This is a genomic window from Staphylococcus sp. HMSC056G08 (genome assembly GCF_001812305.1).
Taxonomy (GTDB): domain Bacteria; phylum Bacillota; class Bacilli; order Staphylococcales; family Staphylococcaceae; genus Staphylococcus; species Staphylococcus simulans.
On the sequence record NZ_KV808525.1, the window covers coordinates 1 to 24,126 of the forward strand.

General features: G+C 36.8%; 22 protein-coding genes. All 22 read right to left on the reverse strand.

Features of this window, described 5'->3' with window-relative positions:
- Positions 1-71: 71 nt before the first annotated feature.
- Positions 72-419 (reverse strand): 30S ribosome-binding factor RbfA, encoded by a 348-nt coding sequence (gene rbfA / locus HMPREF2846_RS10715; RefSeq protein ID WP_070626619.1) that lies wholly within the window; start codon positions 417-419, stop codon positions 72-74.
- A 374-nt stretch (positions 420-793) separates the two neighbouring features.
- On the reverse strand, positions 794-2,065 hold the full coding sequence (locus HMPREF2846_RS10720) for an MFS transporter (RefSeq protein ID WP_070626620.1): 1,272 nt from the start codon (positions 2,063-2,065) through the stop codon (positions 794-796).
- Positions 2,066-2,094: 29 nt separating this feature from the next.
- Entirely contained in the window at positions 2,095-2,844 is a 750-nt protein-coding gene (locus HMPREF2846_RS10725; RefSeq protein ID WP_070626621.1) for a glycerophosphodiester phosphodiesterase family protein, read from the reverse strand.
- A 271-nt stretch (positions 2,845-3,115) separates the two neighbouring features.
- Positions 3,116-3,337 carry a hypothetical protein gene (locus HMPREF2846_RS14790; RefSeq protein ID WP_256274740.1) on the reverse strand — a complete coding sequence of 74 codons (222 nt, stop codon included), beginning with the start codon at positions 3,335-3,337 and terminating at the stop codon, positions 3,116-3,118.
- Positions 3,324-3,500: a hypothetical protein gene (locus HMPREF2846_RS14795; RefSeq protein WP_256274742.1), complete on the reverse strand. Its 177-nt coding sequence runs from the start codon at positions 3,498-3,500 to the stop codon at positions 3,324-3,326. The genes HMPREF2846_RS14790 and HMPREF2846_RS14795 overlap by 14 nt, the downstream gene beginning before the upstream one ends.
- Before the next feature lie 95 nt (positions 3,501-3,595).
- A complete protein-coding gene (gene infB, locus HMPREF2846_RS10735) occupies positions 3,596-5,731 on the reverse strand; it encodes a translation initiation factor IF-2 (RefSeq protein WP_060803512.1) in 2,136 nt (711 codons plus the stop codon).
- A gap of 16 nt (positions 5,732-5,747) precedes the next feature.
- Positions 5,748-6,053, reverse strand: a complete 306-nt coding sequence (locus HMPREF2846_RS10740; protein ID WP_070626622.1) for a YlxQ family RNA-binding protein — start codon at positions 6,051-6,053, stop codon at positions 5,748-5,750.
- Positions 6,050-6,334, reverse strand: coding sequence for an RNase P modulator RnpM (gene rnpM / locus HMPREF2846_RS10745; protein ID WP_057509824.1), 285 nt, complete (start codon positions 6,332-6,334; stop codon positions 6,050-6,052). The genes HMPREF2846_RS10740 and rnpM overlap by 4 nt, the downstream gene beginning before the upstream one ends.
- An 18-nt stretch (positions 6,335-6,352) precedes the next feature.
- Entirely contained in the window at positions 6,353-7,603 is a 1,251-nt protein-coding gene (gene nusA, locus HMPREF2846_RS10750) for a transcription termination factor NusA (protein WP_057509823.1), read from the reverse strand.
- Between the two features lie 21 nt (positions 7,604-7,624).
- Positions 7,625-8,092, reverse strand: coding sequence for a ribosome maturation factor RimP (rimP, locus tag HMPREF2846_RS10755; protein ID WP_002480703.1), 468 nt, complete (start codon positions 8,090-8,092; stop codon positions 7,625-7,627).
- A 137-nt stretch (positions 8,093-8,229) separates the two neighbouring features.
- A complete protein-coding gene (locus tag HMPREF2846_RS10760) occupies positions 8,230-12,537 on the reverse strand; it encodes a PolC-type DNA polymerase III (protein WP_141751885.1) in 4,308 nt (1,435 codons plus the stop codon).
- Between the two features lie 264 nt (positions 12,538-12,801).
- Entirely contained in the window at positions 12,802-14,502 is a 1,701-nt protein-coding gene (locus tag HMPREF2846_RS10765; RefSeq protein WP_002480701.1) for a proline--tRNA ligase, read from the reverse strand.
- 21 nt (positions 14,503-14,523) lie between these two features.
- Positions 14,524-15,807 (reverse strand): RIP metalloprotease RseP, encoded by a 1,284-nt coding sequence (gene rseP / locus HMPREF2846_RS10770; RefSeq protein WP_002480700.1) that lies wholly within the window; start codon positions 15,805-15,807, stop codon positions 14,524-14,526.
- A 201-nt stretch (positions 15,808-16,008) separates the two neighbouring features.
- Complete coding sequence (locus HMPREF2846_RS10775; protein ID WP_002480699.1) at positions 16,009-16,791, reverse strand: phosphatidate cytidylyltransferase; 783 nt, start codon at positions 16,789-16,791, stop codon at positions 16,009-16,011.
- A gap of 19 nt (positions 16,792-16,810) precedes the next feature.
- Positions 16,811-17,578, reverse strand: coding sequence for an isoprenyl transferase (locus tag HMPREF2846_RS10780; RefSeq protein ID WP_002480698.1), 768 nt, complete (start codon positions 17,576-17,578; stop codon positions 16,811-16,813).
- A 185-nt stretch (positions 17,579-17,763) separates the two neighbouring features.
- Complete coding sequence (gene frr / locus HMPREF2846_RS10785; RefSeq protein WP_023015695.1) at positions 17,764-18,318, reverse strand: ribosome recycling factor; 555 nt, start codon at positions 18,316-18,318, stop codon at positions 17,764-17,766.
- A gap of 26 nt (positions 18,319-18,344) precedes the next feature.
- Complete coding sequence (pyrH, locus tag HMPREF2846_RS10790) at positions 18,345-19,067, reverse strand: UMP kinase (RefSeq protein WP_002480696.1); 723 nt, start codon at positions 19,065-19,067, stop codon at positions 18,345-18,347.
- Between the two features lie 138 nt (positions 19,068-19,205).
- Positions 19,206-20,087, reverse strand: a complete 882-nt coding sequence (tsf, locus tag HMPREF2846_RS10795) for a translation elongation factor Ts (protein WP_002480695.1) — start codon at positions 20,085-20,087, stop codon at positions 19,206-19,208.
- Positions 20,088-20,324: 237 nt separating this feature from the next.
- Positions 20,325-21,107 (reverse strand): 30S ribosomal protein S2, encoded by a 783-nt coding sequence (gene rpsB, locus HMPREF2846_RS10800; RefSeq protein ID WP_070626624.1) that lies wholly within the window; start codon positions 21,105-21,107, stop codon positions 20,325-20,327.
- Positions 21,108-21,293: 186 nt separating this feature from the next.
- A complete protein-coding gene (gene codY, locus HMPREF2846_RS10805) occupies positions 21,294-22,067 on the reverse strand; it encodes a GTP-sensing pleiotropic transcriptional regulator CodY (protein WP_002480693.1) in 774 nt (257 codons plus the stop codon).
- Positions 22,068-22,100: 33 nt separating this feature from the next.
- Positions 22,101-23,507 (reverse strand): ATP-dependent protease ATPase subunit HslU, encoded by a 1,407-nt coding sequence (hslU, locus tag HMPREF2846_RS10810; RefSeq protein WP_002480692.1) that lies wholly within the window; start codon positions 23,505-23,507, stop codon positions 22,101-22,103.
- 78 nt (positions 23,508-23,585) lie between these two features.
- Complete coding sequence (gene hslV, locus HMPREF2846_RS10815) at positions 23,586-24,125, reverse strand: ATP-dependent protease subunit HslV (RefSeq protein ID WP_023015696.1); 540 nt, start codon at positions 24,123-24,125, stop codon at positions 23,586-23,588.
- Between the last annotated feature and the right edge of the window lies 1 nt (position 24,126).

The following is a 24,126-nucleotide window of genomic DNA, read 5'->3' on the forward strand; positions in this document are numbered from 1 at the left end:
TCAAGTTATAACGGTAGTTTGTCTACGGTCTGCAGCTATGCACTTGCATAGCTGCCCATAACTTCATTTAATTAGTCATTTTTATGAAGATCTTGAATCATTCTTTCGATTTTATTACCGTACTCGATTGAGTGATCATATTCGAAATATAATTCTGGAATTGTTCTTAGACGAAGTCTTGAACCTAATTCCGCTTTAATAAAGCCTCGCGCTTTTTCTAACGCTTTAAACGTATCGTCTACTTCTTTTTCTTTACCTAATACTGTTAAGTAGACTTTAGCTTGAGATAAATCGTTTGTCACTTGTACGTCAGTGATAGTTAAAAATCCGATTCTCGGGTCTTTAACTTTATTGTTGATAATATCCATCAACTCTAGTTTCAATTGTTCACCAACGCGTTCTGCTCTCATTTTACTCATGTGTGTTTCACCTCTTTATTTCAACAATGAACGATTGAGTTCAATCCAAGATTATAAACTATAATCGTCCCTTTTACAAAACTTTTCCCTTTATATTGAGCAATTAATCAATATGACACGCGCAACATGTTAAGAAACAGTTAAGCATATTAATTTTGCGTAAACGTATAAGATATCATTTCAAAACAATCTTTACATTTCAGAAATGAACACATACTTTTTAAAAATAATAGTCTCCTTCAAAAATAAAACCAAGCACTTTATAGCTGTATCAAGCGTTTAAAGTACTTGGGTTAAAATTTCTTATTCATACTAAAAATAATTCAATCACTATCATGTTATTTTTAGTCGTTTCATTTTTAAATTTCATTTCATTATTGAACTTCTCGTTGTCGTGAACGTTTCATCAAATACGTTAATACTAATGCTGAAACTGCACCACATAATGCGACCACAATACCAATTTTAAAAATCATTTGGTAGGCAACAGCTTCATGTCCTTTAAAGGCATCCAGTAAATTACCATTTAATTGATACACCCAAAAGACTGGCGCATACGCTAAAAACGAACCGACACTCATCGCAGACCCTGAAAAATCTTCAGGTAATTTCAATTCTGAAATTGGCGCAAGCAATACACTTTTTGATAAGAATGTCGTTAATGACAAGATTACTAATAAAACAATACTTAACTGCGTTCCGATTTTAAAGTATACAATAATGATTAAAATAACTGTTGATGCGAGTAATGCTACACCAATCATTTTCGCTGAAGATTTAAAGACAAAGTCCGAAATCATTCCCGCAATAACACCAGCGATAACCCCCATCAATGCTGTATTGATTGTTTGTGCTGTTGTTAAATGATAAACACTTTGTAAGTAAGGTACAGTGTAAATTAAAATAATATAGCCCCAATATACTGACATTGCGGTAATCGCGGCTAACCACACTTTTGGTTGTGTTAACACATACAATAACCCTTTTAAAGCTTTCGCAGATTTATAACCTGTTTCTTGATTATGCGATTCATCAGCCGCAATCCCATTTTTCGGTACAAATTTCCATATTAAAATAATCATCGGGATTAATAATAAGTTATAGGCTAATATACCGCCTTTTAATACGACGACACCACTCACCGCAGCCATAATGGCCACAAGTAATAAGTTCATCAACATTTCTTGTGCACGGCGAATGGATTCTAATAATCCAAAACCTAAACCTCTATGTTCACGATCAGTGAAGAAAACTACCCCATTCAATACTGCAGGCCAGAAGAACGCTTCAACTAATCCCCAAATGACTGCGATCACTTTCAACATCGTAAAGCTCGGATTCAAGAAAATCACGATACACATCGTGATAAAACGAATTGACATCCCCGTGATGAGTAAAGAACGAATCGAGAATCTATTATTGATCCATCCACCTGGAATATAGAAGAACATTGATAACCCGATTAAACTAAAAATCACACCAAGTTCCGCATTATTAACATGCAGTACCTGCAAGAGTTGGTGATAAAACGTACCTTTAAAAGCTTCGAATCCTGAATAAATAATTTGTCCTGCAGTGACAACAGAAAGGTATCCTGCCAGTTGTCTCGCATTTTTCAATCCTAGTTTATGCATCAGCCAATTCATGTTGTTTTTCCTCCTAGTTGCGGCCTATGTCAAAGTGATTCTTGCAAATGTACTAAATTTTGCGGATAGTCTGTAAACACACCATCCACGCCAAAGTTAAAGAGTTGGTTCACTCTATCTACATCATTCACGGTATATACATTTAAAATATAACCATCATCTTTGATACGTCTGACTAACGCTTCAGTCAAATCAATATCTTCCAAATGCAAAATATGTGTATCACAAAAATCTAAAACTGTACGCCAATCTTCATAAAATGCACACATTTCATAGAGTACCGCTCTAGGATATTGAGGAAGTGCTTCTTGAACTGCTTTAAGCAATGGAATATTAAAGCTTGAAAATAATATTTCTACTTCAGGACTAAATTTCGGCATTGCTTCAACTAACTGTTTAATTAATGATTTAGCTAATTTTGGTCCATGATTACCTGTAATACCTTTTAGTTCAATATTGACATTTAGTTGAGAGGCATTCACAAAATCAATAAATTCATCGAAAGTTAGAACTTTTTCTTCTTTGAATTTTGGATGGAACCAATAACCTGCACTCGCTTGTTGGATATCTTTAAATAAGGTTTCACTGATTTCTCCTGTCATTGAAGTTGTACGATCTAAATAATCATCATGAATCATTATTAATTGTTCATCTGCAGTAATTCCGACATCGACTTCAATCCATTGCAGTTCAGGAAATTCTGCTGCGGCATGAAAAGATGCTAACGTGTTCTCTGGTGCGACACTTGGTACACCCCTGTGTCCAAAGATTGTTTTCATAGCTGTTCACCTTCTAGATTATAAAATAGATTGCTGTAGTGATATTAAATTCAACTTCTCACAACTTGTTAAAAGTTATGTATAATTTCAATTTAATCATATGCCTATACAAAGCCTATTTCAATAAGTTTTATGGTTTTTATTGAAACTTTACAATACATTTACAAACCCAGTTCTTATAGAGGTCAATCTGTTTTAAGATAAAAAAATCCAATCTGAATACAGTGCTGAGACTATCATCAGATTGGATATTTAATATGTTTTATGATTTTTATTCATCAAAAACTAGAATGTTGAAGAAATGCCCATCTATATCTTCAAATGTGAAGCCATAAAAACCATCACGTTCTTTAGGTTGATCGATAATTTTACCTCCGAAACTCTGTACATCTTCTTTAAGTTGATGTGCTTCTTCTTTTGTATCAACCGAAAGTGAAATCAACGCATCATTACCATAAGGTACGCGATGAATATATGATTCAAAGTATTTCATGGCTACAATCATTATCGGAGAGCCTTTTTTTTGCTTTGATACCAAACATCTTGCCCTCTTGTTCCGGACGTTCCATAATCTCAAAGCCGATATTTTGATAAAACTTCTTGCTTTTGTCTAAGTCCTGACTCGCAAGATTAAACCAAATATTGTTAACCATCATACATACACCTCCCAATTATATTTATGATAGTATTCCCTTAATCATACGAAAAAGCACTCCCGCTTAAGGAAGTGCTTTTATCTAAATTATCAAGTTTAACGTTGGATTTCAACCATTTCGTATGCTTCGATAATATCGTCAACTTTTAAGTCGTTGTATTTTTCAATTGTAATACCACACTCGTAACCTTTTGCCACTTCTTTCGCATCGTCTTTGAAACGTTTTAACGTATCAAGTTTACCTTCGAAGATGACAATACCGTCACGGATGACGCGTACTCCTGCGTTACGTGTGATTTTACCTTCAGTTACATAACATCCTGCGATTGTACCGACTTTAGAAACTTTGAATGTTTGACGAACTTCAGCTTGTCCGATGACTTTTTCTTCGTATTCAGGGTCAAGCATACCTTTCATCGCTGATTCAATTTCTTCGATTACGTCGTAGATAACACGGTGTAAACGTAAGTCTACATTTTCTTGTTCAGCTGCACGTTTCGCACCAGAGTCAGGACGTACGTTGAAGCCGATGATGATACCGTTTGAAGCATTCGCAAGTGTAACGTCAGATTCGTTGATTGCACCCACTGCTGTATGGATGATACGAACGTTAACACCTTCAACATCAATTTTCATAAGTGAAGCTGCTAATGCTTCTACTGAACCTTGTACGTCACCTTTGATGATTACGTTAAGGTCTTTCATTTCACCTTGTTTCATTTGTTCGAACAAGTTGTCTAATGAAACGTTTTTGCTTTCTTGACGTTGTTGTAAGATGCTTTCTTCATGACGTGCTTCACCGATTCTACGCGCTTGTTTTTCGTCTGAGAAGACAACGAAGCGGTCACCGGCTTGTGGTACATCATTAATACCCGTAATTTCAACCGGTGTCGATGGACCAGCTGATTTGATACGTTGACCTAAATCATTCACCATTGCACGGATACGACCGAACGTATTACCTACTACAATAGCATCTCCCACATGCAACGTACCATTTTGAACTAATAATGATGCCGCAGGACCACGTGATTTGTCTAATTCAGCTTCAATAACTGTACCGACAGCACGTTTGTCTGGGTTCGCTTTTAATTCTTGTACTTCTGATACTAAGACAATCATTTCTAATAAGTCTTCAATACCGTCACCGCTTAATGCTGAAAGTGGTACGAAGATTGTGTCGCCTCCCCAGTCTTCAGGGAATAAACCATGTTCAGTTAATTCCTGCATAACACGATCAGGGTTTGCTGTTGGTTTATCAATTTTGTTTACCGCTACGATAATCGGCACATCTGCTTCTTTAGCATGGTTAATCGCTTCAATTGTTTGAGGCATAACACCGTCGTCTGCTGCAACCACTAAGATTGTGATATCAGTGACTTGCGCACCACGTGCACGCATAGTAGTGAAGGCTGCGTGTCCAGGTGTATCTAAGAAAGTGATTTTTTTGCCGTCATTTGTGATTTGGTAAGCACCGATATGTTGTGTGATACCGCCCGCTTCACCTTGTGTCACATGTGTATTTCTGATTGAGTCAAGTAGCGTTGTTTTACCATGGTCAACGTGTCCCATGATTGTTACAACTGCTGGACGCTCAATTGCATCCGGATCTTCTTCTTCATCATCGAAGTAGATATCTAAGTCTTCTTCGTCAATGACTACTTCTTTTTCTACTTCTACACCATAATCATCAGCGATTAACTCAATTGTTTCATCGTCTAATGATTGGTTAATGTTTGCCATAATACCAAGTAAGAATAATTTCTTAACAATACTTGATGACTCAATATTCATTTTGTCAGCTAATTCGCCAACCGTAATACCTTCTAAATAAGTAATTTTTTCTGGCATTTCTTTTTTCGGTTGTTCTGGTGCTGGTTTTTGATTATTGTTTTTCTTATGTTTGTTGTTGTTTTTATTATTATTTTTGTTATGGTTCTTGTTGCCTTTTTTATTATTCTTTTTAGCATTACCGCTATTATTGTTATTATTTTTATTTTTATCTTTATTATTGTTTTGATGTTTTTTGTGATTATTTTGAGCAGCTTTATCGTTTTGCTTATCTTTAGATGAATTTGGTTTGAATTTTTTATCCAACTCTTTGATTTCATTCGGTTCTAACGCTTGCATGTGGTTAGACACCTCAACATTCATCTTCTTCAATTCATCAATAACATCTTTACTTTTTAATTTTAAATCTTTTGCATACTCGTAAATTCTCTTTTTACTCATATAATCACTCCTTACGTTATTCATCTATCATTGATAATAGCTTTTTGGCAAAACCGTTATCCATTATAGCTATATTCACGCGAGAAGATTTGCCAAGTGCTAGGCCTAACTCTTCTCTTGTACCGAATATACGCAACGGAACGTGATAACTCTCACATTTTTGACTGATTTCTTTGGTTGTCCTCGATGACGCATCCTCAGACAGAATCACTAACGATGTTTTTCGTTTTTTGATTTCTGTCAGAATAACTGACTCACCACTTTTAACCTTGCCAGCCCGCATTGCCAATCCTAAAAAATTCAAGATGTTGCTCTTATTCATTTTGGAATTTCTTCTCTGTAAATGAGACGTATGATTTCTTTATAGACAGGCTCTAAAGTTTCAGCATCAGCATTAAAGAACTTCTCTAAAATGCCTTTTTGCTGTGCTTTTTCTACAAGTGCTACATCTTTAGAAACGTACGCACCACGTCCAGGTTTCTTACCTGTCGCATCTGCAGAAATTTCACCTTCTTTGTTTATAACCACACGAATCATATCGTTTTTGGGACGCATTTCATTTGAAAGTATACACTTTCTCATTGGAATCTTCTTTTTCTTCATAAGGGCATTCACTCCAAATTATTCTTCTACGTCTTTTTTAGCTTCTGTTTCTTCTGAAGCTTCTTCTTCTGACTCAGCTGCTTCAATGTCTTCCGCTTCTTCTACTTCAACATCTTCAACTTCCTCAACTTCAGGTACTTCTTCTACTTGTGCCACTACCACATCTTCAGAAAGATCTTCTTCGATTGGTGTTTCTTCAACTTCGTCTTGTTCTGGCACTGGGTAGATACCTGCTTCACGTGCATCTGTTTCAGATTTAATATCGATTTTCCAACCTGTCAATTTCGCTGCTAAACGTGCGTTTTGACCACGTTTACCGATAGCTAGTGATAATTGATAATCAGGAACAACTACTGTTGTAGATTGATTGTCTTCGTCTACAATTACTTCTAAAACTTGTGAAGGGCTTAATGCGTTTTTCACAAAGACTTTAGGATTTTCATTCCATTGTACGATATCAATTTTTTCTCCGCCAAGCTCTTCAACAATCGCTTCAACACGGACACCTTTTGCACCTACACATGCGCCGACAGCATCAATATCATCATTTTCAGAGTAGACACTGATTTTTGAACGATCGCCCGCTTCACGTGCAACTGATTTAATCACAACAGTACCATCATAAATTTCAGGTACTTCTTCTTCAAACAAACGTTTCAATAAGCCAGGATGACTACGTGATACATAGATTTGAGGACCTTTTGTCGTTTGTTCTACTTTATTAACGTATACTTTGATACGCTCATTTGGAATGTAACTTTCATTTGGACTTCTTTCAGCTTCAGATAATACCGCTTCAGTGCGTCCTAAGTTAACATACACATATCTGTGATCGACTCTGTCGATGATACCAGTCATGATATCTTCTTCTTTATCGATAAATTCATCATAAAGAATTTCTCTTTCAGCATCGCGTAAACGTTGCATCACAGCTTGTTTTGCTGCTTGTGCACCCACACGGCCGAAGTCTTTCGGTGTAACATCTTCTTCGTAGATATCACCGATTTCATATGCTGGGTTTTTCACCAACGCTGTACTGATGTCCACTTCATCGCGGTCATCAAATACTTCTTCTACGACTTCTTTACGTGCGATAACTTTGAACGTACCTTCGTCCATATTCAATTCCACACGTGCATTACGTGAAGATTCATAGTTCTTTTTATAAGCAGTAATCAATGCTGCTTCAATCGCATCGATTAGTACTTCTCTAGGAATTTTCTTTTCTTTTTCCAAATATTCTACTGCTAATATTAATTCATTTGACACGGTTAAATCCTCCTACTCACGTTAAATCAAAACTGCATGACGTGCTTTAGCAATTTTATTTCTTGGGATTTCAACTTGCTTTTTCTTTGATTTGACTTGCACTTCGATCACAACTGACTCGTCATCTACTGACTGCAAGACACCTAACCATTCTTTAGCACCTTCAACCGGCGCATAAAGAGTGACAAATACAGGTTGATTGACTGCATTACGAAACGCCTTATCGTCTTTGATAGGACGCTCAGCACCTGGTGACGCAACGTCTAGGTAATACATTTGTTCAATCGGATCTGCTTCATCCATTGCTGCACTGATTTTTTCTGATGCTAATGTGCAATCATTTAAATCAACGCCGCCCTCTTTATCAATAGAGATTCTAAGATAGCGGTCTCTACCTTCTTTTGTGAATTCAATATCCACGAGTTCAAAATTCAATTCATCTAAAACCGGTTGAATAATTGTTTCGATTTGTTCAGTAATTTTACTCATGCTGACCTCCTTTATACAAATAGAAAAGAGCGGGTAAACCCCACTCTTCGTGACTAAAGTTCATTTTTTACGCACTATGATTATAACACAGTACATCTTTAAATGCCAATTGTAGCACAGTTGACACTTTTTAAGCATTACATATCAAAAATTGATAATTGTGCTTTATCAGGTAAACCAGGTAATGAACCTAAATCATCTAAATACTCAATGACTTTTTGAGAAAGACCCGCTTTCTTATTCAAGTCTTCTTTAGATAAGAACGGTCCTTCATTACGCGCTTCAACAATACGTTTCGCTACGTTTTCACCTAGACCTGGCACCGCGATAAACGGTGGAATCAATGTATCGCCTTCAATAATAAATTCAAATGCCTGACTCTTTTCTAAACTGATCGGCTGCATACGGAAACCGCGATGCGCCATTTCGTTCATGATTTCAAGCACAGTTAAAACGTCTTTTTCTTTCTTGCCAAGTTCCATGTATTTAGAATACATATCTTTCACTGCCGCTTTGATACCTTCTTTATCTTTGATCATGGTTAATAAGTCAAAGTCTGATGCACGAACAGTAAAGTAAGACGCATAATAATATAACGGATAATGCACTTTGAAGTAAGCGATACGTACCGCCATTAATACGTAAGCTGCCGCATGGGCTTTCGGGAACATGTACTTGATTTTCTTACATGAGTCTAAATACCAATCCGGTACATTATTCTCTTTCATAATTTCTTCCCATTCTTCTTGCAGGCCTTTACCTTTACGTACTGCCTCCATAATTTTGAAGGCTAATGATGGTTCTAATCCGGCATACATTAAATACACCATGATATCGTCACGACAACCGATAACTCCAGATAGATCACATGTACCTGAACGTACTAATTCTTGGGCATTGCCTAACCATACGTCTGTACCATGGGATAATCCAGAAATCTGAACGAGTTCAGAGAATGTTGTCGGCTTCGTATCTTCTAACATTTGACGAACGAACGCTGTACCGAATTCTGGTACACCGAACGTCCCTGTCTTACATAAAATGTCTTCTTCTGTGACACCTAAGGATTCTGGTGTACTGAAAATACGCATTGTTTCTTTGTCATCGACCGGCACTGTTTTCGGGTCAATACCTGACAAATCTTGAAGCATACGAATCATCGTCGGATCATCGTGTCCAAGAATATCTAGTTTCAAGACGTTATCATGAATGGAGTGGAAGTCGAAGTGCGTTGTCATCCAAGCTGATGATTGGTCATCCGCTGGATATTGAATCGGCGTAAAGTCATAAATATCCATATCATCAGGTACTACAATGATGCCGCCAGGGTGTTGGCCTGTTGTACGTTTAACACCAGTACAACCTTTAACTAAACGGTCAATTTCAGCACCACGTTTATGAATACCTTGGTCATTTAAATAACCTTTGACATAACCGAATGCAGTTTTCTCTGCGACTGTACCGATAGTTCCGGCACGGAATACTTTATCTTCACCGAATAAGACTTTCGTGTAGTTATGTGCTTCAGGTTGATATTCACCACTGAAGTTCAAGTCAATATCTGGTACTTTGTCACCTTTGAAGCCTAAGAATGTTTCGAAAGGAATATCTTGGCCTTCTTTAATCATTTCAGCACCACATTCACATGTCTTATCTGGCAAGTCGAAACCAGAGCCGACGGAACCGTCATTAAAGAACTCGCTCTTCTTACATTTTGGACAAATGTAGTGCGGCGGCAATGGATTCACTTCGGTAATTTCAGTCATTGTCGCAACGAAGCTTGAGCCGACAGAACCACGTGAACCTACTAAGTAACCATCGTTGAGTGATTTCTTAACCAAACGTTGCGAAATCAAGTAGATTACAGCGAATCCGTTACCAATAATACTTTCTAATTCTTTTTCAAGACGATCAATAACAATTTGCGGTAAATCATCACCATATAATTTACGTGCATTCGCATAACTCATTTCACGAATTTCTTCATTCGCACCATCCATATTAGGTGTATACAATTTGTCTTTAATCGGTACAACACGTTCAATACGATCAGCTAGTGCTTGTGTATTATCAACGACAATTTCTTTCGCTTTCTCTTCACCTAAGAAATGGAATGCATCTAACATTTCATCTGTCGTTCTGAAATGTGCTTCTGGTAACGTAGAACGATTTAATGGGTTACCTGGTTGAGAAGCGATTAAGATTTTACGTGCAATTGCATCATGTTCATTTAAGTAATGCACATTACCTGTCGCAACCACTGGCACATTGACTGCTTTACCCGCTTCAAGCAAACGCTGATAAATCTCAATCATAGTTTCATTATCACGAATCAATTCACGATCGATTAAATCTTGGTATAACGCAGGTGGTTGAACTTCAATATAGTCATAATATTTCGCAATATGTTCAACTTGAGATTGGTCTTTCTGCATTACCGCAGTAAAGACTTCACCTTCATCACATGCTGAACCGATTAATAAACCTTCACGGTACTCATCTAATAATGAACGTGGAATTCTCGGTGTACGATAGTAATACGTCACTAAGGATTCACTGACAATCTTGAATAAGTTTTTTAAACCTGTTTGGTTTTGAACTAAAATCGTCACATGACTTGGACGTGCACGTTTATAAGCATCTTCGTTTGATAGTGATTGGTTGATATCTTGATGATTTTTAACACCGAGTTCATCCACTTGTTTCAACATTTTAATAAAAATATAAGCCGTAGCTTCTGTATCATAGATGGCACGGTGATGTTGTGTCAGTTCAACACCATATTTTTTGGCTAAGAAGTTCAAACCATGTTTACCAAATTCTGTATTTATCGTACGTGATAATTCTAAAGTATCGATAACACCATTTGTATAATGGCCTAAACCTGCACGTTCATAGCCAGTATCAATGAAGCCCATATCGAAGGATGCGTTATGGGCTACGAATATCGCATCTCCGACCCATTCTTTGAATTCTGTTAATACATCATCAATTTCAGGAGCATCAACTAACATTTCATCTGAGATGTGCGTCAAATTCTTGATAGTTTCAGATAAACGCTCATGCGGATTACTGAAACGTTCGAACTTATCAATGATTTCGCCATCATGGACTTTTACAGCGGCTAACTCGATAATTTTGTCGTATTGGTTTGATAAACCAGTCGTCTCAACGTCAAATACCACATAAGTCGCGTCTTTAAGATTACGGTCAGTCGGATTGTAAGCAATCGGTACACCATCATCGACCAGCATACCTTCCATACCGTAAATCATTTTAATGCCATGCTTTTCAGCAGCACTGAACGCATCTGGATAAGCTTGAACGACATTATGGTCTGTTACTGCGATAGCAGGATGTCCCCATTTCGCAGCTTGTGCAACATAATCACCGATTTGATTAATACCGTCCATTTGACTCATCGCTGTATGCAGATGTAATTCCACACGCTTATCTTCTGCTTTATCTAGTTTTGGTGTTTTCTTAATTTCTTCAATATCAGACATCATCATGACTAAATCACGTACGAAAGTATCTTCTTCAATACGGCCTTGCGCACGTACCCATTTACCGACACTTAACGCTTTGAAATGTTCTAAATCGTCTTTATTTTTACGTGTAAACATTTTTAGTACGAGTGAATCTGTGTAATCTGTTACTTTTAAATCTACGATGTGACGGCCACTTTTTAGTTCTTTGATATTCATATCAAAGATAACGCCTTCAATCGCCACTTTGAATTCTTCTTCAATAATAGATTCAATCGGTCTGACGTTATCCACTTGGATTGGTTTACCGATTTGACATTTATCAACAGCACTTTCATTATTATCTTGTTGCTTAGCTTTTTCTGCTTTCATACGTTCTAATTTTTCAGTTGCTTCTCTTGCGCTTTGTTGATCTTCTTCTTGAATATGTGCTTCTAATGAAGCTAAATCATTATCATGTTCAGACGTGTCTGTTTCAAAGACAATCTTATTCACATCAAAGCCGCATTGTTGGTATGCTTTGACTAAGCTGCCGTTACACGCTTTATGGAAATAATCACGTTCAATATCATTTGAAACCATCACTTTTAAGACATTACCTGAAGTAATCAGACGTTTTTGTCTTAATTGTCCTTTTACTTTGGGTGACAATCTCGTCTGTTCAATACAATGGTTGAAGTATTTCATCGCAAACTCATCTTGGTTTCTTGTATCTTGAACAACAAAATGCCAATCTACAGTCGCAATCTCTTTAAATTCTTCAATCAAAGCGTGGGTAAATAACATGTAGTCTTCATAAGTTAAAAAGCGAGGCAGTGTAATTTGAAATAACCATGTCCGCTCTTTTTGAGAGACATCAATGCGGTTTAATTCACTGTTTTCTATAATATCTGGTTCGAGCTGATTCGCAATTTTAATCTGATCAGCTAACACTTTAAATTTTTCTTGATTTGTCATTGCCAAGACCATTACCACCTTAGTCATTAATTACATCGTTCATACGGTTAGGGAGAATTTTAATTTATTTAAAAAGGTGCATGCCCTTTTGAGTATAGAAAAAATGGAACCACGTTTGACAACGCGGTTGATTTTCATCTCTGTTCTGAAGTTCTAAAATATTATACCAAATTTCCAGTAATACTTAAAATGAGCAAACTGAATTTTTCTCTATGTAAAAAGCCGAAGTGCAGTCAGAGCACTTCGGCTTGTTGATTTATAAAATTAAATCTGTTCGTATAAATCTTTCACGTAATTCACTAAATCTGCTGCCGCAACTTCTTCGCTTTCTCCATTGTCACGACGTTTTACTTCAACAATACCTTCTGCCGCACGTTTACCAACTACAACACGTACTGGTAAACCGATTAAGTCAGCATCGTTGAATTTAACACCTGCACGTTCTTTACGATCATCGTATAAGACTTCAAATGATGCTTGAAGTGCTTGGTATAACTCATCACCAAGTTCTCTTTGATCATCTTTCTTAGGATTAATCGTAATTAAGTGTACTTCAAATGGTGTCACTGATTTAGGCCAGATAATACCATTGTCATCATTGTTTTGTTCTACAATCGCACTTAATGTTCTTGAAACCCCGATACCATAGCAACCCATGATTAATGGTTGTGCTTTACCTTGGTTATCTAAGAATGTCGCATTCATAGATTCAGAGTATTTTGTGCCTAGTTTGAAGACTTGTCCAACTTCGATACCTTCAGCGAATTTAGCTTCGCCTGAACCATCGCTGAGCGGTTCACCTTCTAGGATGAAGCGGAAGTCTCCGAACGCTTCTACGTTAAAGTCACGTTCTGGATTCGCATTCACATAATGGTAACCATCTTCATTGGCACCAACGACAATATTAGGAATTTCTTGTACGAAATTATCCGCATATACTTTGATACCTTTTTCTTGAATAGGTCCGATTGAACCTGGGTTCGCACCCACTAAGTTGATAATTTCATCTTGGCTCGCAAGTTCAATATTGTCTGTACCGAAGTAAGCTTTTAATTTTACATCATTCACTTCATGATGGCCACGCACTAAGACAATCACAAATTCGCCATCTACTTTGAATACCATTGATTTCGTAATTTGATCTAGTGGGCGATTTAAGAAATCTGCCACTTCTTGTGCTGTATGGGCATTTGGTGTTTCAACCTTTTCTAATTCCAGTAAAGCTTCATCGTGTGCTTTTGGCTCATACACAACTTCTGCTTTTTCAATATTAGCTGCATAGTCGCTGTTTTCACTGTAAACAATTGTATCTTCACCGATTTCACTTAACGCCATAAATTCATGAGTATGGCTGCCGCCGATTGCGCCTGAATCTGCGACAACTGGACGTGCGTTAATACCCGCACGCTTAAAGATACGGCCATATGCATCATACATATCATTGTATGTCTCATCTAATGACGCTTCATCCGCATGGAATGAATACGCATCTTTCATAATGAATTCACGACCGCGTAATAAACCGAAACGTGGACGCTTTTCATCTCTGAATTTAGATTGAATTTGGAATAGTGTTAAAGGTAATTGCTTATAAGATTTCAATTCATCACGTACTAATGATGTGACGACTTCTTCATGTGTTGGTCCTAACGCGAATTGACGACCATTACGATCAGTCAGACGCATTAATTCACTGCCATAAGCTTCCCAACGTCCTGACTCTTCCCATAATTCTGAAGGCTGTAATGCCGGCATTAAGATTTCTACCGCATCAATTTTCTCCATTTCTTCTCTGATAATTGATGTAATATTATTTAATACACGTGTCGCAAGCGGTAAATAACTATAAATTCCACTTGTACTTTGTTTAATCAATCCTGCTTTTAACAGTAATCGATGACTTAAGGCTTCAGCTTCCGCTGGCACCTCTCTTAACGTTGGTATAAATACTTTTGACTGTCTCATAAAACTGAGCTCCTCCATTTCCTATAAGAAATAACGTTGTATGTCATTCCATGTCACTAATATCATAATAATTACTACAAATATAGCACCTGCACCAATAATGTAGGCTTCCGCTTTTTTGTTGACGGGCTTTCTGAAAATCGCTTCATAAATAACGAACAGAATTCTTCCGCCATCTAATGCTGGAATTGGTAATAGGTTCATTAAACCTAAGTTCACACTTAACATAGCTGTCCATGCTATCAAGTTAATGATACCAGTTTTCACCACAGTATCAACATTATGGTAAATACCGACAGGTCCATTCAACATGTCGAATGAAAATCCACCTGTAAAGATACTGCCTATCATAGACACAATTGCTGTGAAAATAATCGTTCCTGCTTTGAAGAATTGCTCTACACCTGTTGTAAGCGGCGCAATCAGAGAGCTATGGTCTTTATCAGGTTGGAAACCTAAGATATAGCGTGTTTGAGATGTCAGTTTGGTTAACTTCTCAACGACTTTTTTAGGTTTGAATTCAGCTGATTTTTGGTGACCGTCACGCTCATATTGAATTGAAACTTTTTGACCTTTATTATCTTCTAAAGCTTTTGTGATATCTTTAAAGTTCTCAATTTTTTTATCACCGATTTGTTCAATTTTATCACCAGGCTTCAAACCGATTTCTTGTGCTGGTGTATTATCCGCGACTTGTTTCACCACATTATTCGGTGTGCCTTGGTAATATGCTAATCCGATAAAAATCACAATCGCAAGCAAGAAGTTGAATAATGGTCCTGCAAACAATGTTAAGAATTTTTGCCATGGTGTTTTGTGTACCAATTGGCGATTACGCGGTGCAATTTGGATTAACGAACCATTTTCTACAAAATATGCTTCTTTCGCAATATAAAAACGATGGCGTTCGTCATCATAAGAGGTAATACCTTCTAAATACATTTCATCTTTGAAATCGATTTTCTTCACTTCAATGACTTCTGCTTGTTGGAATTTATGTTGATCATCTAACAAGATATGCGTAATTTCATCTTGATCATTTAATTTAATCTTAACTGACATACCTGGTTCTACAGGCGGTTCTTCTAAACCGTCCCCTGCCATACGGACATAACCGCCGACGGGTAATAAACGGATAGTATATAACGTTTCATTCTTTCTGAAACTGAATATTTTCGGTCCCATGCCTATCGCAAATTCAGGACACATAATCCCTGCACGCTTCGCGAAGAACATGTGACCGAACTCATGCACGAAGACTAATACGCCGAATACGATAATAAAAGATAGTATAGTTATTAGCAAAATTGGGCCACTCCTATTTAATTAATTGGTCCATCAAATATGTAAAACTTGCTTAAACAAGATACATGTGACGGTAACATTTTATAAAATCATTTTAATGAAAATCATGCGAACATACAACAAATATACGATGTTACAAAAATGAGGCATGCCTTAAGCAAACGCTGTTTCTTTGTTTGCATAACCGCATGCCTCACATTTTTAGTTTTGTAAAAGTAAAATATTTAATAGCGGTAATACGAACATAAAGCTGTCGAAGCGATCGAGAATACCACCATGTCCTGGTAATATTTTACCTGAGTCTTTCACACCAAAGTGACGTTTGAATCCTGATTCAACTAAGTCGCCAAGTTGTCCGAACATACTTAATACAACCGTTACAACCATCATAACGAAAATGTTGACTGGGAATTCAATAAACATCTGCATAATGATCGGTACCAACAAGCTGCATAGCACGCCGCCGATAAAACCTTCAATCGTTTTATTCGGACTGATAACCGGCCATAATTTATGTTTACCGATACTGCGTCCAAATAAGTAAGCTCCTGTATCTGTTGTCCATACGACTAAGAAAGCATATAAAATGAAGGCAAGACCTGCTTCACGTGTTTCATATAAGTACATGAAGCCGATGCCGACATATGCAACAGACATTAAGCAGAAGGCTGCGTCGATGAAGCTGAAGCGGTTTTTAGACATAACCGTATAACTTAGTACCACGAAACTCATGATTACAAGTCCCTTCAACTGTATAGCAGGGACTAATGAACCTAAATCTTGCGGCAACATAATAATGACGAGCCCAAGTGCACTGATAATCCCTGGTATAGAAATAAAACGGATTTTATTCATATTTAGTAATTCTTTTAAAGCGATAAACGCTAGTAAAAATGAAAAGTACATCAGTACTTGACCACCGATAATTAATATCGGTAAAAAGATGATTAAGGCAATAATAGCCGTGACCGTTCTTACTCTCATATTAAATTCCTACCTTAAATTATAATAGCCCGCCGAAGCGACGTTGTCTTTTTTGATATATCTTAATACAATCATACAATTCTTGTTCATCAAAATCAGGCCACAATTTCTGGTCAAATATAAATTCACTATATGAAATCTGCCATATTAAGAAATTGCTGATACGTTGTTCCCCAGATGTGCGAATCAATAATTCAGGATCAGGATACTGACTTGTCATTAAATACTGATTCATCATACTTTCAGTGATATCCTCGCTATTATATCCTTGTTTCTGCATATCATCAAACATTCGACGAACACTGTCTACGATTTCTGCTCTTCCACCGTAATTAATCGCAAAAATCAATTTAAGTCCTTGATTATGTGCTGTCTTTTCTTTCGCGTGATTAATTGCTTTTAACGTTGATGCCGGCAGATCATCTGTAAATCCGATAGTTTCAACTTTGACATCTTTTTCAATTAATTCAGGTAAAAAAGTCTTAAGGAAATTCACTGGTAAATTCATAATATAATTTACCTCTTGTTCAGGACGGGACCAATTTTCAGTTGAAAAGGCGTAGAGCGTTAAATACTTTACACCAATATCATTTGCTGCTCTTGTGATTTTCTTAATGGTTTGCATTCCCTCATAATGCCCTTTGATTCTTGGCATTTTACGTTTCTTCGCCCAACGGCCATTACCATCCATGATAATCGCTATATGTTCGGGTATGTTATGTAAATCTAATTCTGAATGGTTCGTTTCAGTTTCAGAACGATTCTTATTTCTTAGCTTTTTAAACATGGTCTATCCTCCGAGCTCAATCTATCTCTGTTACATTATAATAGATTATTCATGCAATTATCTATCATTTTATCACACTCGTTAAACGCAATGAATAGAACAATTAAAAAACTGTACCAAAGTCTGAGTTGGTACAGTTTTAATAAGTGATTTAAACACTGTCTTGCTTAAATCTGTTTAGATGATTAGACAGCCATAATGTCTTTTTCTTTTTCATCTAATACTTTTTCAATTTCTTTAATAGAATCATCAGTGATTTTTTGAACTTGTTCTGTTGCTGAACGTAATTCATCTTCTGAGATATCCCCATTTTTTTCGTCTTTTTTCAATTCATCATTGCTGTCACGACGAATATTACGTACAGATACTTTCGCATTTTCAGCCATTTTCTTAACGTCTTTTACTAATTCTTTACGACGTTCTTCAGTTAAAGCAGGTACTGTAATACGAATCACTTCACCATCACTTGTAGGGTTAACACCTAAGTTTGCTGCGTTGATTGCACGCTCAATTTCAGAGATTGATGATTTGTCGTAAGGTGATACTACTAATAAACGTGGTTCAGGTACGTTGATGCTTGCTAATTGTTGTACAGGTGTTGGTGCACCATAGTAATCAACATTTACACTAGCTAATAAGTTAGAGTTTGCACGACCTGCGTTAACTGTCGCAAATTCACGTGATAAACTCTCGATAGATTTTTTCATTCTTGATTTCGTTTCGCTTAAAATGTCACTCATCTTTCTTACACCTCAAATTTATAAAATTATTTAGTTATAGTTGTTCCGATTTCTTCGCCTAATACCGCACGCTTAATATTACCCTCTTCTGAAATAGAGAACACATTCAACGGAATGTTGTTGTCCATACAGAATGAAGCGGCAGTTGAGTCCATGACTTGAAGACCCTCTTGTAACATTTGAATGTATGTCAAATGCTCATATTTAACTGCGTCTTTATCAACTTTTGGATCAGCTGAGTAAACACCGTCAACATTATTTTTACCCATTAAAATTACATCAGCTTCTACTTCAGCTGCGCGTAATGCAGCTGTTGTATCTGTTGAGAAGTAAGGGTTGCCAATACCCGCAGCAAAAATTACAACACGTTTTTTCTCTAGGTGTCTGATTGCACGACGTCTAATATAAGGTTCAGCGACCTGTTTCATTTCGATTGATGTTAAAACACGTGTATCACAGTCAAGTTGTTCTAAACTGTCTTGGAGTGCTAATGCATTCATAACTGTTGCTAACATACCCATGTAGTCAGCTGTTCCGCGATCCATACCTAAATCACTGCCAGTTTTACCTCTCCAGATGTTGCCGCCTCCAACGATAACTGCGATTTCACAGTCCAATTCTACGACTTCTGCAATTTGTTTTGCAACACTTTTAATAATGATTGGATTAATTCCGAATCCTTTTTCTCCTGCTAGTGCTTCTCCGCTCAATTTCAAGACAACGCGATTGTATTTAGAAGTTTCAGCCATTTTCTTATCCTCTCTATAGTAAAAATATGTATGTGATACAAGTAAAGAAGACACATTGAGGTACGTCCGATACAAATGTGTGCATTTATATAGATATACAAGGGTGTCTTCTTTCTTGTTCAACATTTTAATAGATTATTATTTCATTTGTCCTTTAACTTCGTCAGCAAAGTTTTCGTCACGTTTTTCTAATCCTTCGCCTACTTCATAGCGTACAAAGTCAGTTAATTTACCACCTTTTGATTTAAGGAATTCTTCAACAGTAACATCAGGGTTTTTAACGAAGTCTTGGTCAACTGCGCAAATTTCTTGTAAATATTTGCGTAAACGGCCTTCAACCATTTTTTCAACGATTTTTTCTGGTTTACCTTCATTTAATGCTTGTTGTTTTAATACTTCTTTTTCGTGTGCAAGTTCTTCTTGGCTTACTTGGTCAGAAGAAACATATTTAGGATTGATAGCAGCAATATGCATTGCAACATCTTTAGCAGCTTCTTCGTCAGTTGTACCTTCAACTACTGTTAATACACTGATACGGCCGCCCATATGTTCGTATGCACCGAATGCATCGTTGTCGCCTTTAGTTCTAACTGCGAAACGACGTAAGCTTAATTTTTCACCGATTGTTGAGATTGCTTTGTTGATACGTTCGCTAACAGTGTCACCTGTTGATAATTTAGTTTCTAACAATGCGTCAACTGATTCTGGTTTAGTTTCAAGAATTTGGTTAGCGATTTCTTTAACTAGCTCTTGGAAGCCTTCGTTACGTGCTACGAAGTCAGTTTCAGAGTTGATTTCAACGATTACAGCATCGTTACCGTTAACTCCAACATAAGTCATACCTTCAGCAGCAATACGATCTGCTTTTTTAGCAGCTTTCGCAATACCTTTTTCACGTAGGTAGTCGATTGCTTTTTCGATATCGCCATCAGTTTCCACTAATGCTTTTTTACAATCCATCATACCTGCGCCAGTTCTTTCGCGCAATTCTTTAACTAATTTAGCTGTAATTTGTGCCATTCAATTTTCCTCCATTTATATAACATAATATAATCAGTCAAATATAGTATATCAGTTCTCTCTCTAATTATAACTCTATTTGTCTCGCGTTAAACGCGTAAACTCTGATTATTCTTTATTTTTTATACGCTTATCAAGTATGCATCGCATACTCAATAAAAGCTTTACTTTTTATTCATATTATTTTTAAAAAAAGGTGATAAGCCTCAATATCTTATCACCCATTTTGAATTATTCTTAGTTTGATTCAACAGAAGTTTCTTCAGTTTCTTTTGCTTCGCCTTTATCTTCTTCTTTTAAGTCGATGTTTTGCTCAGTAGCTACTTCTTCATTAGAAACACCTTGTTGTCCTTCTAAGATCGCATCAGCCATTTTGCCTGTTAATAATTTAACGGCACGGATAGCATCATCGTTTGCTGGAATTACGTAATCAATTTCATCTGGATCGCAGTTCGTATCAACGATACCTACGATTGGGATGTGTAATTTACGTGCTTCAGCAATCGCGTTGCGCTCTTTACGAGGGTCAACTACGAATAATGCTTGAGGCATTGATTTCATATCACGAATACCACCTAAGAATTTGATTAAACGGTCGTATTCTTTTTTGATTTCAACTACTTCTTTTTTAGGTAATACTTCGAATAAGCCGTCTTCTTCCATTTTTTCAATTTCAGAAATACGTTTTACTCGTTTAGAGATTGTTTTGTAGTTAGTCAAGATTCCGCCTAACCATCTTTGGTTAACGTAGAATTGACCAGCACGCTCAGCTTCATTTTTAATTGATTCTTGAGCTTGTTTTTTAGTACCTACGAATAAGACTTTACCGCCATCTTCTGATACTTGTTTAAGGAAGTTGTAAGCTTCGTCAACTTTTTTCACTGTTTTTTGTAAGTCGATGATATAGATACCATTTCTTTCAGTGAAAATGTATTTTTTCATTTTTGGGTTCCAACGGCGTGTTTGGTGACCGAAGTGAACACCTGCTTCTAGCAATTGTTTCATTGAAATTACTGCCATGATTAAAATCCTCCAATTTGGTTATTTTCCTCCATAAATAGCTCATGTAATAACGACGCAATAACATCGCACCAATTACATTTCAGCTCTTTATGTGTGTTATCGGCTTTATAGCCGTCATTAAATATAACATACTGCCGTCAATAAAGCAATATTTAAAATTTAAGTTGTCAGCGTTCTATCGTCTTATTTTGTTTTTTCTAATTCGTCTAAGAATTGTTCTTTTTTAACTTTGATGAAAGTACCTTTCATACCAAGTGAACGTGACTCGATAACACCAGCACTTTCAAGTTTACGTAATGCATTTACGATAACTGAACGCGTGATGCCGACGCGGTCAGCAACTTTAGATGCGATTAATAATCCTTCTTTACCGCCTAACTCTTCAAAGATGTGCTCGATTGCTTCTCTTTCTGAGTATGATAAAGAGTTGATCGCCATGTTGATTGCTGCTTTATCACGTGCTTCTTGTTCTACTTCACTGTGTTTTTCACGTAAGATTTCCATACCTAATACTGTTGCTGCATATTCACCTAGTACTAAGTCGTTTTCATTAAACTCATCAGATACACGGCCAAGTACTAAAGTACCTAAACGTTCTCCACCACCTAATACTGGGAAGATTGTTGTTTTACTATCAATGAACGCATCTCTGTTTTCTGGAGGGAATACAGATAAATCATCATCGATATCAATGTTTGATTCTGTTTGTTTAACGTCCATTAATTTTTCAGTATATTCACTTGGAATATGGCGGTCTTCCAACATTTGATTGATTCGACTGTTTTTCAACAATTCATTTAAGCTTGCTCCTAGGATTTTACCTCTGCGTGAAACGATAAATACATTAGTTACAGTTACCTCACTAATTTTACGCGCTACGTCTTTAAAATCTACAGCAATTCCTTTATGTTTTTGCAACAGTGTATTCAATTCTCTTGTTTTTGAAAGTAAACTCATTTTTCTTCTCCTTTTGTATTTGTAATTATAAGTTTATAAGATAAATGCACTTAAATCTTTGTTTGTAGAAATAGATTTCAATTTATCATCAACATATTGTGCTGTTATCTCTACCACCGCATTCGGCATTCCAGGTGCTTCGTATGAAAGATCCTCCAGCATTTTTTCTAAAATCGTATGAAGTCGACGTGCACCGATATTATCAGTGTCTTGGTTAACTTGGAAAGCAATTTCAGCTAAGCGCGTAATCGCTTCGTCTGTGAAGTTAACCGTTACTTCTTCTGTTTGTAATAATGCTTCGTATTGTTTAATCAGTGAAAGTTTTGGTTCTTTAAGAATATTCACGAAATCTTCAACTGATAAACTTTCAAGTTCAACACGAATTGGGAAACGTCCTTGTAATTCAGGAATCAAATCACTTGGTTTTGACACATGGAAAGCACCTGCTCCGATAAAGAGCATGTGTTCAGTGTTGACACTACCATATTTCGTTTGAACGACACTGCCTTCGACAATCGGTAAGATGTCACGTTGTACACCTTGTCTTGATACGTCTTGGCCGCCTGCATGATTATTGCTGGCTACTTTATCAATTTCATCGATAAAGATAATGCCCATTTGTTCTGCTAATTCTAGCGCTTCTTGGTTTGCTGTTTCATGATCGATTAATTCATCTGCATAATCATCAGCTAGAATTTTACGTGCAGTTTTCACTGGAACTTCACGCTCCACTTTTTTCTTAGGCATCAATTGATTCATCATGTCTTGAACTTGTTGGTTTTGGTTTGTACCTAACATTCCCATTGCACCTGGGTCTTGTTCAACTTTGATACGAACTTTTTCTTCTTCTAATTCACCATTTAATAATTGACGGCGAATTTCAGAACGTTTTGTTTTAACGTCTTCTGTTGGCGGTTCTTCATCTTCATCATCTTGGTTGCCAAAGTTCGGCATCATTCCGCCGAATAATGATTCAAAAGGATTACCTGCATTTTGGTTCGCTTTTTTCTTCATACTCGGTACAAGCAATTTAACCAATTTTTCATTTGCTTTTTTAATCGCTTCGTCTTTAACTTGTTCTTTTCTAGCTTCTTTAACAAGTCTGACAGCAACATCAACCAAGTCACGTACCATGCTTTCAACATCACGTCCAACATAGCCTACCTCTGTGAACTTAGTTGCTTCAACTTTAATAAATGGTGCGCCGACGATTTTGGCCATTCTTCTTGCGATTTCAGTTTTACCCACACCAGTTGGACCAATCATCAAAATGTTTTTCGGAACGATTTCTTGTTTTAATTCTTCGTCCAACTGACTTCGGCGATATCTGTTTCTCAAAGCAATGGCTACTTTCTTCTTAGCGTCATCTTGACCGACAATGTATTCATTCAAACGCGATACAATGTCTCTTGGGGTAAGTTTGATTGCGCTAGCATCCATTCGTTGATCAACCTCCAATATATAATTTACCTCTTCCAATGTTTTGGAAAAATAATGTTGTCTTAATTTTCGTTGTACTTATAATTCTTCGACAATAATGTTGTCATTTGTGAAAACACAAATTTCTGAAGCGACTTTCAAACTTGCATAAGCCATATCTTTTGCTGACATGTCTGTATGACGTTTTAAAGCACGTCCAGCACTTAAAGCATAATTACCGCCTGAACCGATCGCAATTAAATCATCATCAGGTGCGATTACTTCACCTGTACCGCTGACGACTAATATTGCGTTTTTGTCCATTACAATCAGCATTGCTTCAAGTTGTCTCAGCTGTTTATCGCCTCTCCACTCTTGTGCAAGTTCAACTGCAGCACGTTCTAAATTACCGCTGAATTCTTGCAACTTAGTTTCGAATTTTTCGAAAAGTGTAAAGGCATCTGCCACACTACCAGCGAAGCCAGCTAAGACTTTGCCATCATACAGTCTACGAACTTTTCTTGCTGTTTGTTTCATGATGACTTGTTGTCCTAATGTCACTTGACCGTCGCCTGCCATTGCAGCATGACCATTTTGTCTGACCGCAAAGATTGTTGTCGCATGAATTGAATTATTCATT